Source organism: Mesorhizobium sp. M0244, assembly GCF_040321795.1.
Lineage (GTDB): Bacteria > Pseudomonadota > Alphaproteobacteria > Rhizobiales > Rhizobiaceae > Mesorhizobium.
In genome coordinates, this window is the sequence record NZ_JAMYSE010000121.1 from 1 (window position 1) to 17,208 (window position 17,208).

At 61.8% G+C, this 17,208-nt stretch carries 14 protein-coding genes and 3 pseudogenes; 10 read left to right on the plus strand and 7 right to left on the minus strand.

What is annotated here, in order from left to right; translation table 11 throughout:
- A pseudogene (locus tag NKJ08_RS35130) lies at positions 1-122 on the minus strand (co-chaperone GroES); the annotation flags it as partial.
- Between the two features lie 217 nt (positions 123-339).
- Between NKJ08_RS35130 and NKJ08_RS35135 the strand changes: the two are divergent.
- The gene (locus NKJ08_RS35135; protein ID WP_352532034.1) at positions 340-1,275 is read left to right on the plus strand and encodes a bifunctional helix-turn-helix transcriptional regulator/GNAT family N-acetyltransferase; all 936 of its coding nucleotides are present in this window, start codon (positions 340-342) and stop codon (positions 1,273-1,275) included.
- A gap of 52 nt (positions 1,276-1,327) precedes the next feature.
- On the opposite strand, the gene NKJ08_RS35140 is transcribed toward NKJ08_RS35135, so the two are convergent.
- Entirely contained in the window at positions 1,328-2,743 is a 1,416-nt protein-coding gene (locus NKJ08_RS35140) for an FAD-binding oxidoreductase (RefSeq protein WP_352785766.1), read from the minus strand.
- 122 nt (positions 2,744-2,865) lie between these two features.
- On the opposite strand from NKJ08_RS35140, the gene NKJ08_RS35150 reads away from it, so the two are divergent.
- The 5 genes from NKJ08_RS35150 (at position 2,866) to NKJ08_RS35170 (ending at position 10,320) form a co-directional block, all read left to right on the plus strand.
- The gene (locus NKJ08_RS35150; protein ID WP_502896129.1) at positions 2,866-3,774 is read left to right on the plus strand and encodes a LysR substrate-binding domain-containing protein; all 909 of its coding nucleotides are present in this window, start codon (positions 2,866-2,868) and stop codon (positions 3,772-3,774) included.
- Between the two features lie 152 nt (positions 3,775-3,926).
- A complete protein-coding gene (locus NKJ08_RS35155) occupies positions 3,927-4,406 on the plus strand; it encodes a MarR family winged helix-turn-helix transcriptional regulator (RefSeq protein ID WP_352532059.1) in 480 nt (159 codons plus the stop codon).
- Positions 4,403-5,575, plus strand: coding sequence for an HlyD family secretion protein (locus tag NKJ08_RS35160; RefSeq protein WP_352532038.1), 1,173 nt, complete (start codon positions 4,403-4,405; stop codon positions 5,573-5,575). The genes NKJ08_RS35155 and NKJ08_RS35160 overlap by 4 nt, the downstream gene beginning before the upstream one ends.
- 308 nt (positions 5,576-5,883) lie before the next feature.
- Positions 5,884-7,419, plus strand: coding sequence for a DHA2 family efflux MFS transporter permease subunit (locus NKJ08_RS35165; protein ID WP_352532040.1), 1,536 nt, complete (start codon positions 5,884-5,886; stop codon positions 7,417-7,419).
- Between the two features lie 216 nt (positions 7,420-7,635).
- Complete coding sequence (locus tag NKJ08_RS35170; RefSeq protein ID WP_352532042.1) at positions 7,636-10,320, plus strand: EAL domain-containing protein; 2,685 nt, start codon at positions 7,636-7,638, stop codon at positions 10,318-10,320.
- A 45-nt stretch (positions 10,321-10,365) separates the two neighbouring features.
- Here the strand turns inward: NKJ08_RS35170 and NKJ08_RS35175 are convergent, their stop codons facing one another.
- Positions 10,366-10,881 carry a CAP domain-containing protein gene (locus NKJ08_RS35175; RefSeq protein ID WP_352532043.1) on the minus strand — a complete coding sequence of 172 codons (516 nt, stop codon included), beginning with the start codon at positions 10,879-10,881 and terminating at the stop codon, positions 10,366-10,368.
- A gap of 124 nt (positions 10,882-11,005) precedes the next feature.
- Positions 11,006-11,326, minus strand: a pseudogene (locus NKJ08_RS35180) (winged helix-turn-helix transcriptional regulator); the annotation flags it as partial.
- 109 nt (positions 11,327-11,435) lie between these two features.
- Between NKJ08_RS35180 and NKJ08_RS35185 the strand changes: the two are divergent.
- Positions 11,436-12,140, plus strand: coding sequence for a glutathione S-transferase family protein (locus NKJ08_RS35185; protein ID WP_352532045.1), 705 nt, complete (start codon positions 11,436-11,438; stop codon positions 12,138-12,140).
- Positions 12,141-12,287: 147 nt separating this feature from the next.
- Positions 12,288-13,112 carry a DUF2189 domain-containing protein gene (locus NKJ08_RS35190; RefSeq protein WP_352532047.1) on the plus strand — a complete coding sequence of 275 codons (825 nt, stop codon included), beginning with the start codon at positions 12,288-12,290 and terminating at the stop codon, positions 13,110-13,112.
- 6 nt (positions 13,113-13,118) lie between these two features.
- Here NKJ08_RS35190 and NKJ08_RS35195 read toward each other — a convergent pair whose 3' ends face one another.
- Positions 13,119-13,751: a LysE family translocator gene (locus tag NKJ08_RS35195; protein ID WP_352532049.1), complete on the minus strand. Its 633-nt coding sequence runs from the start codon at positions 13,749-13,751 to the stop codon at positions 13,119-13,121.
- Between the two features lie 144 nt (positions 13,752-13,895).
- Positions 13,896-14,243, minus strand: a pseudogene (locus tag NKJ08_RS35200) (hypothetical protein); the annotation flags it as partial.
- 280 nt (positions 14,244-14,523) lie between these two features.
- Here NKJ08_RS35200 and NKJ08_RS35205 point away from each other — a divergent pair.
- Positions 14,524-15,384: a TIGR01459 family HAD-type hydrolase gene (locus NKJ08_RS35205; protein ID WP_352532051.1), complete on the plus strand. Its 861-nt coding sequence runs from the start codon at positions 14,524-14,526 to the stop codon at positions 15,382-15,384.
- 9 nt (positions 15,385-15,393) lie between these two features.
- Positions 15,394-16,377, plus strand: a complete 984-nt coding sequence (locus NKJ08_RS35210; RefSeq protein WP_352778782.1) for a bifunctional riboflavin kinase/FAD synthetase — start codon at positions 15,394-15,396, stop codon at positions 16,375-16,377.
- Positions 16,378-16,435: 58 nt separating this feature from the next.
- Here NKJ08_RS35210 and NKJ08_RS35215 read toward each other — a convergent pair whose 3' ends face one another.
- A complete protein-coding gene (locus NKJ08_RS35215; protein ID WP_352778780.1) occupies positions 16,436-16,990 on the minus strand; it encodes an HdeD family acid-resistance protein in 555 nt (184 codons plus the stop codon).
- Positions 16,991-17,208 lie beyond the last annotated feature (218 nt).

A 17,208-nucleotide genomic window follows, 5' to 3' on the forward strand; every position in this document is an offset into this window, starting at 1 on the left:
CCTTCCTGCGGCTTTTCCTTAGCCGTATCGGGGATGATGATCCCGCCCGCGGTCTTGGATTCGGATTCAACCCGGCGTACGACCACGCGGTCATGAAGCGGGCGGAACTTCGACTTTGCCATTTTTTATTCCTCGATGAGAATGGTGAGAACAGTTCCTCCGTCCGGCGGCGCCGGACATGTAGTTAGCACTCATCTTGGGGGAGTGCTAACGTGGCGCTGAAATAGGCTGGTGGCTCACGCGAGTCAAGGCGCCCAGTGAGCATCACCAGGACAATTGCTTCAAACATATACTTGACTAAGTCAACTAAATGGCTGATCTTGCCGGCAGGAGGATGCCATGACGATTCATCATCACCCAGGCAAGGAGCGGATCGACGCGGTGCGGGCCTTCAACCGCTTCTATACCCGCCAGATCGGGTTGCTCGACGAAGGGCTGCTGAAAAGCACCTTCTCGCTGACCGAAGCGCGGGTGCTCTATGAACTGGCGCATCGCGATGGCCTGACCGCCACCGATCTTGCGCGCGATCTCGGCCTCGATGCCGGTTATCTCAGCCGGCTGCTGAAGAAGTTCGAGGGGCGTGATCTGGTCGAGCGCGCCACGATCGAGGCAGATGCGCGGCGCTCGTCGATCGCGCTGACCCAGGCCGGGCAGCAGGCCTTCGCGCCGCTGAACCAGGGCTCGCACGATCAGGTCACAGCTTTGCTCGACCGGCTTTCGGTCCCCGAACAGGACAGGCTGGTCAAGGCCATGCAGACGGTGCAGCGCCTGCTGGGCGGAAGCGCCGAGCCCAAAATTCCCTATATGCTGCGGCCTCTGCAGGTCGGCGACATCGGCTGGATCATCCATCGGCAGGGCCTGCTCTACGCGCAGGAATATGGCTGGGACGAGAGCTATGAGGCGCTGGTCGCCGAAATCCTCGGCGCATTCGTCAAATCCTTCGATCCGAAATGGGAACGCAGCTGGATCGTCGAGCGGGAAGGCGAGGTCGTCGGCTCGGTGTTCGTCGTGCACCAGTCGGACGAGGTGGCGAAGTTGCGCCTGCTCTATGTCGAGCCTTCGGCGCGCGGGCTCGGCATCGGCAAGCGGTTGGTCGAGGAATGTGTCGGCTTTTGCCGCGCCAAGGGTTACAGGACACTGACGCTGTGGACCAACGACGTGCTCACCTCAGCGCGCCGCATCTATGAGGCGGCCGGGTTCAAGCTGGCCGACGAGGAGCGCCACCATTCCTTCGGCAAGGATCTGGTCGGCCAGAACTGGAACCTGGAGCTGTAGCAGCGCCGCAGCATTTCGAGCATCGGCCTGCGCCGGCCGCGGCGGAAATCGCTTAGGTGGTTGGCCTGATGTTCTGGTTCAAGCGGAAGAAATTGGTGGGATCATATTTGTTTTTTAGTGCGGCCAACCTCGGGTAGTTTTCGCCGTAAGCTGCCAGAACCCGGTCCGTGCCTTCCTCGCCGAGATTATTGGCGTAGACGCCGCCGGTCGAGAAAGGTCTCATCGCATCCCACAGGTCGCGCGCCCATCGGATGTGCGTTTCGTCATCAGCCGGATTGTCCCAGATCGATATCGGGAAGCAATCATAAAGCGCATCCCTGTTGGCATAGGGCGTTTCGTCCATCGGTACTCGCGAGATGGCGCCGCCAACCTGCTGCAGGACCAGAAGCGATTCGCGGGGTGCAGTCATGTAAGCCGCAAGCATCGTATCGATCGCCTGGTCTGTAATTTCGCGCATGAACTGCGCCTTCCAGTAGTAGCGCCGCCCGCGCGGAAAGAGGCTGTCCCCCGCCGATTGGATTTGAAGATACTGCACAGGAGCAATCCGGCGCTCAACCGGCGTGCCATACTCTCTCAATGGCTGGACGATTTGCTCGCCCTCGTCGAGTGGGCCGATGTAACACGCCGAGATGCTGAAGAAGCGTTCGCCCGAGGGCGCCGTCACAAGTGCTGCATCCAGGCTCAGCTCATCCGGGGCGCTGCTCGAGTACGCACGGTAGAACCGCATCGCTTTACGTCCCTCGTCGTAGCGGTATAGCACCGACCCCGCGATGAGCAGCGGACCCACGGGATGAAGCGTATATTCGAAGCTCGTGACGACCCCGAAATTGCCGCCGCCACCCCGAATGCCCCAGAACAGATCCGTATTTTCGGCCGCGCTTGCCTTGAGTAACCGGCCGTCCGCCGTCACGATTTCGATGGCGACAAGATTATCGCAGCTCAGTCCATGTTTGCGGCCAAGTTTGCCGAACCCGCCGCCGAGTGTCAGTCCGGCTATGCCGGTATCCGCGTTGACACCCATGGTCGTCGCTAGACCATGGGCCTGTGTGGCTGCGTCGAACTCGCCCAGGTTCAAGCCGGCCTCTGCGCGCGCAACACGGCGGACCGGGTCGACTTCGATCCGCTTCATGCGTGACACATCGATCACCACGCCGCCGCCGCATACCGAGCTGCCGGCGACGTTATGGCCACCGCCGCGGACGGCGACAAGGAAGCCTTGCGATCGGGCAAAGTTGACGGCCGTGACGACATCGCTGGATTCCGCGCAATAGAAGACCGCCGCCGGCCTCTTATCGACCATTCCATTCCAAACTCTGCGTGCCTGGTCATAGCCAGGGTCGTCCGGAAGGATCAGATCGCCGCGAATTGCCTGCCTGAGCCGCGCGATATCTGACGCCTGCAACGCCGGCTCGGAACCGTCTATAAGCTTGAACATGCTCATCGAGGGATACCCTTCGTGATCCGGCACGGTTGGACAAGCAGCTTTCGTTCATTGTCATGTGTCTACCATGATGATCTCATGCACCGTCATTCGCTGCAAAATCGAATATCTCAGTCGCTGGATGAGCTAAATTCATCTAAACTGCCTGGATGAGAAAACTTCCGCCGCTCGGGTCGCTTCGTGCGTTCGAAGCCGCTGCCAGGCTGATGAGCTTCAGAAAGGCCGCGACGGAACTCGGAGTGACACCCACGGCCATCAGCCACCAGATTCGATTGCTGGAGGAGGTCTGTGGGCAACTGCTTTTCCGGCGGCGCCCACGGCCGCTCGTGCTCACGGGCGTGGGCGAACGGCTATTCCCGGTCGTTTGTAGCGGCTTCGACGCTTTCGCCGCGGCAATTGCATCAGCTTCGGCCGGTGTTGGCCAACGCCCGCTGCGCGTGACGAGCCCAAATGCATTTGCCAGCCGATGGCTGGTTCCGCGCCTGTCGAAGTGGCGGGAAAAGCATCCGAACATTCCATTGGAGATTATCGGGACAGACGCCGTTCTGGACCTGCGAGCCGGTGACGCCGATGTCGCGATCCGCTATGCGCGCAGGATGCCGCGGGACGTTCCCGCCCAGGAAATTTTTCGGGACGCATTTTTTCCGGTATGCAGCCCGGAGCTGTTGGCAGGAGGCGACCGACAGATCGAGCGCGCCGCCGATCTGCTGCAATACCCGCTCATCCATTTCGATTGGACGAACCGCGACCCCGAAGCGCCGACCTGGCAGCGATGGCTGGCGATCGCGCGCTCGGTCGATCCCGGCATCCCCGATGCCAACGAGGCATGGGACTTAAGCTTCCGCGAAGAGCTGCATGCGATCGACGCGGTCGCGGCAGGCCAAGGCATCGCTATCTGCAGCGACGTGGTCGTCAGTGGCGAACTCGAAGCTGGCAGGCTGGTCAAGGCACATGATCTCTCTCTCCCAGGCTACGGCTTTTATCTTGCCTGCGTAGCCAACCACCCTCGACAAGCGCATATCGAAGCCTTTTTTGCCTGGATGAGATCGATGGCCTAAGCAACGCCGATTTCCCGCCATCCTCATCACCAGGGACCTGGCGTAACAAATTGCTAACCATAAGCTCATTGCATGGCTGCCATGCACGTTTGCCGGCGTCTGGTCCAAAGCGGCTTCTTGAATCATAAGCACGCTCATTATATATGTCGCTCATGGTTTCCGACGGCATCGACAGATTGGGCTTCTTGATTCACGACGTGCAGCGCCTGATGCGCAAGCGCTTCGAGGCGCGCGCCAGCGGCTTCGGCCTTTCCTCGGCGCAATGGCGGCTTCTGGTCCGCGTCGCCAAGGAAGAGGGTGTCGCGCAAGCGCGGCTCGCCGAACTGCTCGAAATCGAGCCGATCAGCGTTTCGCGCCTTGTCGATCGCATGGAGGAGGGCGGCTGGATCGAGCGCCGTTCCGACGCAACCGACCGGCGCGTCCGCATGATCTTCCCGACCGCCAAGGCGAGCGCGGCCTATGCCCACGTCAAGAGTCTCGCCGGCGAAGTCTATGAGGAATCGCTTGTCGGTGTTTCGCCGGAAGATCGCCGTGTCCTGGTCAGGGCGCTGGATACGATCGTGCAGAATCTAGCGGACGGCGAGACGTCGTCCTTGGAAAAAGTGAAGAATACAGAAGGCGCAGCAGCATGAACGCGGTAGCCAAGATAAACCAAGATGCGACCAAGCTGGAGATGGAAGCTCCCGCGCAGCCGGCGCCGGTAACCATTGCCCCGCAGGTGCAGCCCGCACCGGTGGCACCAAAGAAGAAGCGCCGCGCCGGCCGTTTCCTTTTGATGGTCGCGCTGCCCGCGGCGTTGATCGCCGGCGGCAGCTATGTCTGGGTGACCGGCGGCCGCTATCAGGAGACCGAGAACGCCAATCTCGAGCAGGCCAAGGTGTCGATCGCTTCGGACACGGCAGGCCGCATCGTTCGGGTCGACATTGCCGACAACCAGCTGGTCAAGCAGGGCGACGAGCTGTTCGCCATCGACCCCGAACCTTATCGGATCGCACTGGCCCAGGCCGACGCGGCGGTGGCCGGCGCGCGCCTCAATGTCGAGCAGCTGCGTGCCGCTTACAGCCAGGCTGTGTCGCAAGAGAGATCCGACGAAAGCCAGGTCCAGTACGCGCAGTCGCAATATGACCGCGCCGCCGACCTTGCCCGCAAGGGCATCAACGCCAAGTCGTCGCTGGATGAGGCCAAGAACGACCTCGACAAGGCCAAGCAGCAGCTGGCCGTGGCCCAGCAAGGGATCGTCAGTGCCAAGGCGGCACTTGGCGGCAATCCCGACATCGAGACCGACAAGCATCCGACGGTGATGGCGGCGCTCGCCGCACGCGACAAGGCGGCCTACGATCTGGTCCAGACCACGGTCAAGGCGCCTGCCGGCGGCATCATCAGCCAGGCCGCTTCGTTCAAGGTCGGCCAGTATGTCGGTTCGGGCACGCCGCTGTTCTCGCTGGTCGAGACCGGCGACACCTGGGTCGACGCCAATTTCAAGGAAACCCAGCTCACCAACATGAAGCCGGGCCAGAAGGCCGAAATCGTGGTCGACACCTATCCGGGCAAGACGTTCGAAGCCATTGTCAAGGCGATCGGCGCCGGTACCGGGGCCGAGTTCTCGCTGCTGCCCGCGCAGAACGCCACCGGCAACTGGGTCAAGGTCACGCAGCGCATTCCGGTTCGCCTGGAGTTGACCGACGCCGACGCCAAAATGGCGCTGCGCACCGGCATGAGCGCGACCGTCACGGTGGACACCGGCGTCTCCCGCGGGCTGCCGAGCATTTTCGGCCACGCCACCGCAGGCGAGGCCAAGTAAAGAGGCCAACTAGAACAGCGGCCGCATAGCGAGCTGGATGCAGGTGACAGGATTGGTCCGAGGGAAGCGCAGGAAGAGTTGAATGCGTAGACGGGCTGCGCTGCGGCCTGCTTAAACCAGACAACTCTGCGCAGGATCTTCGGTCCTCAGGTTTCCGGGCGGCAGGCGCCCGTATGTCGAGACGCTCAGTCGATGTAACCCCCACATCGATGGCCGCGTCCCACCGCGATGAGGGTCTCCACAGCGAGGGCCTCGCCGCCCGGAAACCTAATGTACACGTTTTTGTTACCTGCTGGAAGTTTTACATCATGAGCAGCCCAGAACCCTTTCGCGAATTACCGCACCGCGGCCTGATCACCGTTGCGCTCATGCTGGCGACGATTATGCAGGCGCTCGACACCACGATCGCCAACGTCGCGCTGCCGACCATGACCGGCGATCTCGGCGCCTCCCCCGACAACATCAACTGGGTGTTGACCTCCTACATCGTTGCCGCCGCGATCATGACGCCGGTGACCGGCTGGCTGGCCGACCGCTTCGGTCGCAAGGAGCTGTTCCTGACGGCGGTGGTCGGCTTCACCGTCTTCTCCATGCTGTGCGGCATCGCCTGGAGCCTGGAGACCATCGTTTTCTTCCGGCTGATGCAAGGCGTGTTCGGCGCGGCCATCGTGCCTCTGTCGCAGACCTTCCTGCTCGACATCAATCCCAAGGAACGCCACGGCCAGGCCATGGCCATCTGGGGCGCCGGCATCATGCTGGGACCGATCCTTGGCCCGACGCTGGGTGGCTGGCTGACCGAGAATTTCAACTGGCGCTGGGTGTTCTTCATCAACCTGCCGGTCGGTATCATCGCTTTCCTCGGCATGGCCGCATATCTTCCCAGTGTTGCCCGGCGGGTGCGCAGCTTCGATTTCTTCGGCTTCACCATGCTCTCGCTTGGCGTCGGCGCGCTGCAGCTGATGCTCGATCGCGGCGGCGAGGTCGACTGGTTTTCCTCGATCGAGATATGGATCGAGCTTGGTCTTTCCATCACCGGCTTCTGGGTATTCATCATTCACACCCTGACGGCGGAGCACCCCTTCATCGACCCGAAGATCTTCCTCGATCGCAATTTCGTGACCGGGCTGGCGTTCATCTTTGTCATGGGCGTGCTCATTTTGGCGAGCATGGCGCTGCTGCCACCAATGCTGTCGACCATCTTCGGCTATCCGACCCTCACCATCGGCATCGTCTTAGGGCCACGCGGTGTCGGCACGATGATTGCGATGCTGTTCGTCGGGCGGATCATGCACAGGATCGATGCCAGAATCCTCGTCGTCATCGGCTTCCTGCTGACCGCGCAATCGCTCTACACCATGTCCAGCTTTTCGCCGCAGATGGACAACTGGCTTATCCTCAGCTCCGGCGTCATCCAGGGCCTTGGAATGGGAATGGTGTTCGTGCCGCTGTCCACCGTGGCCTTCGCCACGCTCGACGCACGCTTCCGCACCGATGCCACGGCGTTATTCAGCCTGGTGCGCAATCTTGGGTCGTCGATCGGCGTATCGGTGGTGACGGTTTTGCTGGTACGCAACACGCAGATCAATCACGCTGAACTCTCGGCCTATATCAATCCGTTCAATCCCAACCTCTGGGGGGCGTCGCCGGCAGCGGCGGGCGGCGACCCGACGGCGCTTTCCCTGATGGATGGCATGGTCAATATCCAAGCGATGATGATCTCTTACGTCAATGACTTCAAGCTGCTGATGATGATGACGCTGCTCGCCGTCCCGTTCGTTTTCCTGCTGCGCAAACCAAAGGCCGGTCCTGCCGCCGGTGGGGCGCCCGCGGCGCATATGGACTAGGCTGCGAATGTGCGGCGGCCTGAATGACGATCGAGAGGTACGCTGCGCCGCTTCCGGCAGGCGAAATCTGCTCTAAGCCTCAGCTGTCCATGCCGTTCGCGCCGGCGTCGAACCGGTTCATCTACCATTAGTATATCCAGACCAATATGCAGTCGCTTTTGGGTTGAAGGCGAGCCCTCTCTGCTTGCCTCAAACATCAGCAGGGAGGAACTGTGTTTGGCCACGAAATCATCCAGGCAACCCGCCGAAGCACCCGAATCCGCCAATCTGACGACGCTGGCAAAACTGGCGACTGCCTCGTACGAAGCCCTCGAACGCGAGCTGCGCGCCACGATTGCAGCACTCGAGGACCAGGCACTGCGGTTCCAGACCGCGATCGAGAACATCTCGCAGGGCATCTGCTTTTTTGACGCCGATGAACGGCTGATCCTGTGCAACCGACGCTATGCGGAAATCTATCGGCTTGCGCCGGAGCAATTGCAGCCGGGCCTGGCGCTGCGCGAAATTGTCGAGCGTCGCGTTGCTGTCGGGACGTCGCCGACGAACGCAGACGCCTATCTGGCCTTGGCGCGGGCAGTCAATTCAGGCGCGGCTTCGGGAAACTGGTCAGCCGAGCTCGCCGATGGCCGGACAATTCAGGTCTGCCACCAGCCAATGCCTGACGGGGGCTGGGTGGCCACGCATGAGGACATCAGCGAACTCAGCGCCAATCGCCTGATCATCGACGAGCGCATCTCGTTGCAGACGCTGATCGACCTGGTACCTGACTACATGTGGGTGAAGGACACCGAAAGCCGCTTCGTCGTCGCCAACCGGGCCATTGCGTCCGACAGCGGTCAGGACAGGACGAGCGACATGATCGGTCTGACCGATTTCGACCTTCATGCTCCGGATCTTGCGCAGAAATTTCGTCTCATTGAGCAGAAACTGATGCGCGACGGACAACCGATGATCGACGAGGAGGAGTTCGTCATCGATGCGTCAGGCACCGGCAAATGGTTCCTGTCGACGAAGCTGCCGTTGCGCAACGTTCAAAACAACATTTTCGGCCTCGTCGGCATTGCCCGCGACATCACTGCGCGCAAGCAGGCCGAAATCCTTCGCGACGGGCAGGCGCATATCCTGGAGATGATCGCAAAGAGCGCCCCACTTGAAGACGTGCTCGAGCGGCTCATGCATCTGGTCGAGTCCCAGCTGGCGGGGATATCCGGTTCGGTCTTGCTACTCGACAAGGATGGCAGCCACTTGCGCCACGCCGCCGCGCCGAGTCTGGCAAAAGACTACACCAACGCCGTCGATGGCGCCGTGGTCGGCCCCAAGGCAGGGTCTTGCGGAACCGCGGTCTATCGGCGCGAGCCGGTCATTGTCGCCGACATCATGCAGGACCCGCTTTGGGACGACTATCGTGATCTCGCCCAGCGCCATGGTTTGCGTTCATGCTGGTCGACGCCGATCCTGTCGCATCAGGGCGCCGTGCTCGGCGTCTTTGCGATGTATTCGATGACGGTGCGCGAACCGACAGAGGCCGAGACTCGCCTCATCGACTTCACGACGCGCATCGCCGGAATTGCCATCGAACGCAAACAGGCTGAAGACCGGATCCACTTCATGGCCAACCATGACGTGCTGACCGGGCTTCCCAATCGCGCCTTGCTAGAGGATCGGCTTTCCCAGGCGGTCTTGTACGCTCAGCGATACGATCGCTGGGTGACGGTGGTGTTCATCGATCTGGACAATTTCAAATTCGTCAATGACACGCTCGGCCACAATGCCGGAGACGAGCTCCTGAAGATCGTCGCAAGTCGCATGGTCGAGTGCGTAAGGGCAACCGATACCGTCGTGCGGCTTGGCGGCGACGAATTTGTCATCGTGCTGTTCGACCAGCCGACGAATGTCGATCTCGTCTCCGAGACCTTGCAAAAAATCCGAGCGGCGATCGCAGAGCCGGTTCAGCTTGGAGGCCATCTTGTGCGGGCGACAGCCAGCATCGGCATTGCCAGCTATCCCAAGGATGGGGCGGCTCCCGATGTGCTGCTGGCAAACGCAGATGCGGCCATGTATCGCGCCAAGGAGTCCGGTCGCGACAATTTCCAATTTTACACTCCGGAGTTCAACACCAGGGCGCATGAGAAATTCGTGCTTCAGGAAGAGCTGCGAAACGCCTTGGAGCGTTCGGAATTCACTCTGCTCTACCAACCGCAAGTGGACCTTCGGTCAGGTCGGGTTTTTGCGGTCGAGGCATTGATACGCTGGAACCATCCGACCTTGGGCACGATAATGCCGATGATGTTCATCCCGACCGCCGAGGAGACAGGTCTGATTGTACCGATCGGCGACTGGGTTCTGCATGAGGCCTGCCGGCAAAACAAGGCCTGGCAAGATGCCGGCCTGCCGCCAATGACCGTTTGCGTGAATGTCTCAGCACGGCAATTCAGGGAACGGAACCTGATCGATCGCGTCATAAACGCGCTGAAGGACAGCAGCCTGGAGGCCAGATACCTGGAACTTGAGGTGACCGAAAGCCTCATCATGCAGGACATCGACCTGGCTGTCGCGACGATGAACGCACTGCAGAGCCTGGGCGTCCAGATCTCGATCGATGATTTCGGCACAGGCTATTCCAGCCTGAGTGCGCTTAAGACATTTCCAGTGGCGCGGCTGAAGATCGATAAGTCCTTCATCACGGATCTGGCCGCCGACGAGAACGACCAGGCTGTTGCCAGCGCCGTGATTTCATTGGGTCAAAATCTCAACCTGAGGGTCATCGCCGAGGGCGTTGAGACAGACGATCAGGTAGCCTTCCTGCGCAGGAACAATTGCGACGAAATGCAGGGCTATCATTTCAGCAAACCGGTTTGCGCGCAGGACATCGAGGAATTGCTCGGCGGCCGCAAAGACTGACGGGTCGGTCATCCGGCAGGCTTCCGCCGACCAAATGGCGGAAGCTTATCTACCGAGCACAAGGCACCAGTAGCGGAGCGTGCTGTCGCGGCCATCGCGCACATAGGCGAGGCCGAAGCGGGCAAAACGTGGGTCGAGCATGTTGCCGCGGTGGGGCGCCGAATGCATCCAGACGTCGAACAGCTTCTGCTGGTCGAAGCGGCCTTCGGCGATGTTTTCGGCGGCAGCGCCGGCAATGCCATTGTTTTTGACGCGCGAGGCAAAGTCCTTGCCCCAGCCGGTGGTGTGGTTCATGCGGCCGCCGCGCGCCATGTAGCCGGCCTGCTGCAGCGCCGCCCGTTCGAGCTGTGCATCGGGGACAAGCGGCCCGAGACCCGCCGAGGCACGGATGCCGGCCAGAATGCCCGTGGCCGCGGAAGAGACCCCGGTGCCTTCGCCGGTGGGCAGCACGGTGACGCAAGCAGCGAGCCCGGCCAGTGCGCCAAGGCCGGCAGCCCTGAGCAGTACGCGCCTGTTCAGGCTTGATCGGCCTTCATAATTTTCGATTTTCGCAGCGGTCATGCCCGCCTGACATAGCGGTGATCATGGCTTTTGCCGGGCGAGTGAGAATATCGCTCGCACAATCTGCGGATTGTCGTCTTAGGCCGCCTTGCCGAGATCGGATTTTGGGGGTCGACGACGCCGGGGCGGCCCGATCTTGTTCGGTATGTTCCCACCAGGCGCCAAGCGCGTCGATGAGCGGCACAAGCTTGAGACCGGGCTCCGTGAGGTCGTAGTCCACATGCAGCGGATAGCCCGAACGCGCCGTTCGCCGAACGATCCCTGCTTCCTCCAGCTTGCGCAGTTCGAGCGCCAGGATGCGGTGCGACACTGTCGGGTTGTCACGCCTCAGGTCGCTGAACCGCTTGGTGCCGTCCTTGAGATAGTAGAGCAGCAAGGTGGGCCAGCGACCGCTGAGCACACGCATGGTCTCTTCGATCGGGCAGCGTGAGACGACATCTTTCATGGCGGGAACCTGGTTACAGAATAGTGCGTAATTTACATGGGCCGCCCGGTGTTTAGGGTCAAGTTTCGCTGCGCAGCGTGATCCCTAAATCATGGAAGAGACAAAGAAAATGGAACCTATTCTCCTTTATGGCTTCCCGGCGGGAAGTTCGATGGGGCTCGTCGCTGCCTTTGAACGCGTTGGACAGCCCTATCGCCTGTGTCGTGTCGACATGCTGGCCGACATGAAGAACGATGCCTATGCCAGCATCAACGGCCGTCAGGAAACGCCGGTGTTGATCACCGACGAAGGCAGGGTGCTCACCGAGACCATGGCGATTGCCGCGTGGCTCGAAGTCCGCGATACCCAACGTCGTATCAGCTTCGAGCCTCGCTCGCCGGAAGCCGACCGGATGCACCAGCTGATGGCTTTCGTGAACACCGGTTTCACCGCTGCTTTCAGTCCGCTCTGGGCCGCACTTGAAATGGAATCGGCCGAACCGGTGCTGCTGGCGACCTTGCGTGACTTTGGCCGCAAGGTCGTTACCCAACGCCATGACCAGCTTGAGGCGATGATCCTCGACACTGACTTTCTGGTCGGCGATCGGCTGACACTGGCGGATACCACGCTGATCGGCGTGGCGCGCTGGGCGGAGTTCCACCAGGCGGTCGATGGGGCCGCCTATCCCAAGCTGGCGGCGCTGCGCTGCCGCATCGAAGCAGATCCGGCCGTGCGATATGCGCTCGCTGTCGAGGCTGGCGAAAAGCCCGCCGGCTCAGGCGCTTGCCTCGGTCACGTTCCGCTGGCCGAGGTGATCGATCGCTTCGCGACCTAATCTCGTCCTGTTCGTTCCGCCCCGGCGCCCCGGCGCCGGGCGGTGGCGACAAGCGCGCCGAGATCGGCTATCATACGGTCGTTCTTGAAGTGGCAGCTGCGGGCGGCCATCCTGGCGATGACCGCCCCGACACACGGGAGAAAGGTTATGGCCGGCTTTCATGTCATGGCGGATGCGCGTGGAACGCATGTACAGCCGACGGTGCGCCGCATCAGCACCGCGGATCTGATCGATGCGCTCCGTCTCGGCGTAGAGGATTTCTGGGCCAAGCCGTCGCATTATGTGTTCCTGTGCCTGATCTATCCGGTGGTCGGCCTGATCCTGACGGAGTGGACGTCGGGCTCGAACGCCATCCAGCTCATCTACCCCCTGATGTCCGGCTTTGCTTTGGTCGGCCCGTTCGCCGCAATTGGCCTTTACGAAATCAGCCGCCGGCGCGAGTCCGGCATGGATACGTCCTGGTGGCATGCGCTCGACGTGCGCCACTCGCCGGCGCTGCCCGCGATTGCGGTCATCGGCATCATGCTGCTGGTACTGTTCCTGCTCTGGCTGTTTACCGCGCAATCGATCTACACCAGCCTGTACGGCAATCAGCCTCCGGCCTCTATCGTTGGCTTTATTCGCGAGGTGCTGACGACCAGCAAGGGCTGGACGCTGATCCTGCTCGGCAACGCGGCTGGGTTCGTCTTCGCCGCGATCGTGCTGGCGACGACTGTCGTCGCCTTTCCGCTGCTGCTCGACCGCGACGTCGGCGCCGTCTCTGCAGTCGAGACGTCTGCGCGGGCAGTTATGACCAATCCGCTGCAGATGGCGCTGTGGGGCCTGATGGTCGCCGTGCTCCTGGTCCTCGGCTCGATCCCGCTGTTTGCCGGGCTTGCCGTCGTCATGCCCGTCCTTGGCCACGCGACTTGGCATCTCTACCGCAGGGTGGTCGAACCGGAGCGGGCCGAGCAGGTCAGGCGGCCGATGTAGGACCGATCAGCGTTGCGCGTCAGTTGCCATCTTGATGGCCAGCGCCGTCAGCACCGTGCCCATCATCCAGCGCTGGATCACCAGCCATAACGGCCGCCCGGCGAGGAAGACGGCGATGGAGCCGGCCGTCACCGCGATGATCGCGTTGACGGTCAGGCTGATCGCCACCTGGGTGGCACCGAGCACCAGAAGCTGCGACAGGACGTGGCCCTTGCCGGGGCTGATGAACTGCGGCAGCAGCGACAGATAGAGCACGGCCACCTTCGGGTTGAGCAGGTTGGTCATCAGGCCCATGGCGAACAGCTTGCGCGGCCTGTCCCTCGGCAGTTCGCGGATAAGGAAGGGCGAGCGCCCACCGGGCTTCACCGCTTGCCAGGCGAGCCACAGCAAATAGAGCGCGCCGGCAAGGCGCAGCACATCATAGGCGAAGGGCACGGCGAGCAGCAGCGCGGTGATGCCGAACGCCGCCGACAGCACATAGAATAAAAAGCCGAGCGCCACGCCACCCAGAGAGATCAGCCCGGCCTTCGGCCCTTGCGACAGCGAGCGCGAGATCAGATAGATCATGTTCGGGCCAGGCGTCAGCACCATGCCGAGGCAGACCAGCGCAAAGGCGAGATGGTTGGCGGGTTCGGGCAAGAGCGCATCTCCGGATGGCGGTGAGGACAGTCACCACAGGCCTTCATCACCCGCAAGAGCATGAGGGCAGGAGCCTTTGCGCCAGCGCCGCTGTTAGCGATTCTTCGCGCGCCCCCTCTGCTTAAGTTACCGATCCCGTCGCCTTCAGCCGACGATGCGCAGGTTCGACAATTCGTTGACGATTTCCTTGAAATTGTAGGACAGCGTCGCGCCGGTCGCATTCCAGAACAGCTTGGCCGGCTTGCTCGGGTCGGTCGGATCCTTGCGGAAGCGCGAATCCGAGGAACACGCCTTCAGCGCATCGATCGCCTTCTTGTCGCCGGTATCGGTGGTCGACAGGTCGAGCGCGACCGTCATCACGAGAATGTTCGAATTCTTTGCATTGGCGCAGAGCGTTTTCATTTGCTCGTCGAGTGTTGCCGTGTAGTTGGCACCGGAATAGGTGGTCTTGCCGATATCGGTGCTGGTATTCATGAACAGACGGGTCACGCTTCCAGATCGTTCAAGATCGGTACGGGTTTTCAAACCTCGTTAACCATGCGTCCGCCATCGGCAATGCTGCTACGCGTTCTCTGCGGCAAAGCTCCTTAAAAGGGGGACACGGCGCTGAAAAAGAAAAGCTTTTCGCCATCACGACCTCGCCGGCACTACCGAGCGACAATCTTGACGCAACGAAAGCTGGTGACAGGGTGAAACGCTTCGGTTAATCCGAACCGGTCGCGGCGGACCGTCGGCCGCGACGCTTGCAAGCATCACGATACAGGACAACGGCATGGCGGATTCGCCCGACATCATCGGTTCGCTCGCAGATCTGTCGGGAGCCTATTCAGCCATCCTGTGCGATGTCTGGGGCGTGGTGCACAATGGCGAATGGCATTTCCCTGCGGCGGCTGCCGCGCTGATCGCTGCTCGCGCGGCGAAAATACCTGTCGTGCTGATCACCAATTCGCCGCGCCGCAGCGCCGACGTGGTGACGCAGATGAACGCCATCGGTGTTCCTCCCGCCGCCTACGATCGTGTCGTCACTTCCGGCGACGTAACGCGCGACCTGATCGTCGAAGGGCCGCGAAAGATCTTCCATATCGGTGCCGATCGGGATTTCACACTCTATGACGGTCTCGACGTCGAACTCGTCGAGGAGTTCGAAGCGTCCGGTGTGGTCTGCACCGGCCTATTCGACGACGAGGTGGAGAAACCGGAAGATTATGCCGATCTTCTGCGGCGGCTGCGTGCAAGGAATCTGCCCTTCATCTGCGCCAATCCCGACATCATGGTCGAGCGCGGCGAGCGCATGATCTGGTGCGCGGGGGCATTGGCCCGCGACTACGCACAGCTTGGCGGGCGCACGCTGATCGCCGGGAAACCTTACGCACCGGTCTATGACGTCGCCATGAAAGAGATCGCCGACATTCTCGGCCGCCCGGTCGAGCGTTCGCAAGTTCTGGCCATCGGCGACGGCATGATGACCGATATCAAGGGCGCGGCCGACAATGGCTTCGACGTGCTTTACGTATCGGGCGGCATCCATGCCCGCGATTACGGTGAAGCGCTGCAGCCGGATCCGGCCAGGCTCGCGGCCTTTCTCGAAAAATACGGCTACAGGCCGGTCGCGGTCATTCCCAGACTGCAATAGGTTCAAGCCATGACGGCAATGTCCGAACGCATTTCCGCAACCGCGCCGCTGCCGGCCCATCTGCGCGGCGGCGTGGTGGCGATCGGCAATTTCGACGGCGTCCACCGCGGCCACCAGGCGGTGCTCGAACGCGCGCGCGCCGAAGCGGAGCGTCGCGGCGTACCTGCCCTGGTGCTGACCTTCGTGCCGCATCCGCGAAAAGTTTTCAGGCCGGACATGCCGCTGTTCGTGCTGACGCCGCCGCCGATGAAAGCACGGCTGTTGTCGCATCTGGGTTTTGCGGCACTGGTCGAGCAGCCGTTCACACGCGAGTTCGCCTCCTTGTCGGCGGAGGCTTTCGTCACCGGCGTGCTGGAGCGCAACCTCGGCATAAGTCACGCAGTCACCGGCTTCGATTTCCATTTCGGCAAGGACCGCCAAGGCGGCCCGGCCTATCTGATGGCGGCCGGCGAGCGCCACGGCTTCGGCGTCACGCTGGTCGATGCCTTTCGCGACGAAAGCGCCGAGGTGGTGTCATCGAGCCGCATTCGCGCGCTGCTGTGCGAAGGCAATGTGGTCGAGGCCGCCGGCCTGCTCGGCTACCGCTTCACCGTCGAGGCCGAGGTGATCGGCGGCCAGCAACTCGGCCGGACGCTCGGCTTTCCGACTGCAAACATGAGACTTTCGCCGGAAGCTACTCTGAAGGAAGGAATTTATGCTGTCCGCTTCCGCCGCGCCGACGGCTCGCTTCATGATGGCGTCGCCAGCTTCGGCCGCCGGCCGACGGTCGACGACAATGGCGCGCCGCTGCTGGAGACCTTCGTCTTCGACTTTTCCGGCGACCTCTATGGCGAGATTTGTGCCGTGTCCTTCTTCGGCTACCTGCGTTCGGAGGTGAAGTTCGACGGGCTTGACGCGCTGGTCGCCCAGATGAAGCGCGACGAGGCAGAGGCGAAGGCACTGCTCGCCGGCGTCAGGCCGCTTTCCGGGCTCGACGCTGCCATAGCTTTTTAGAGCATGGTCCCGAAAAGTGGGAACCGGTTTTCGGAAAAGATCATGCTCAAACCAGAATTTATTTCTTCAGCGCCAAGCCGACGGCAATGAAGGTCCAGCCCTGGAAAATCAGGTCGACGGCCAGGAACAGGCCGAGCACCCACACGCTGTTGACCGGCCAGCCCATTGCGATGACCAGTCCCGCCAGCGCGCTGATGACGCCGGCCGCGACGACCCAGCCCCAGCCCGGCTGCGGCCGGTGGCTGTAGCCGACCCAGGCCCTGAGCACGCCTGAAGCAAGGAGCGCGACCGCCAGGAGGAAGGTCAGCACCGTCGAGGCGAGGACCGGATTGCCGAAGGCAAAGAAGCCGGCGACGGCGTAGAGAAGGCCGCTGAGCAGCCAATAGAAGAAGCGGCCCCATGTCTTCACACCGAAGGCATGGATGATCTCGACAACGCCGGCCATCAGCATCAGCCAGCCCACGACAAAGACGGAGGCGACGGTTGCGATGAACAGATTGCCGAAGGCGATGCCGCCGAAGATAAGCAGCAGCACGCCAAGCGCGACGAACCATCCCCATTTCGCCCGCGTCTGGCCAATGGCGTCTTTCATGGCATCGCCGCGCAGTGTCATTGCCGCATCTCCCTCAAGGGTTGCCTGGCATCTTCATTCTAGAAGGTAGCGCCGATCGCCTTGGCCGTCCAGCGAGCAGGCTGCGAGCGCCACACCCCCGAGCGATCCCCTTGCCAGATGTCCTCTGTGGATGGCTCCCGCGATGCAAGAGGTAATTCGACATTATGGCGCGTTGGTCGGGTGCAGTCTTCTGTCCGGCCTGTTGATGCAGCCATTCG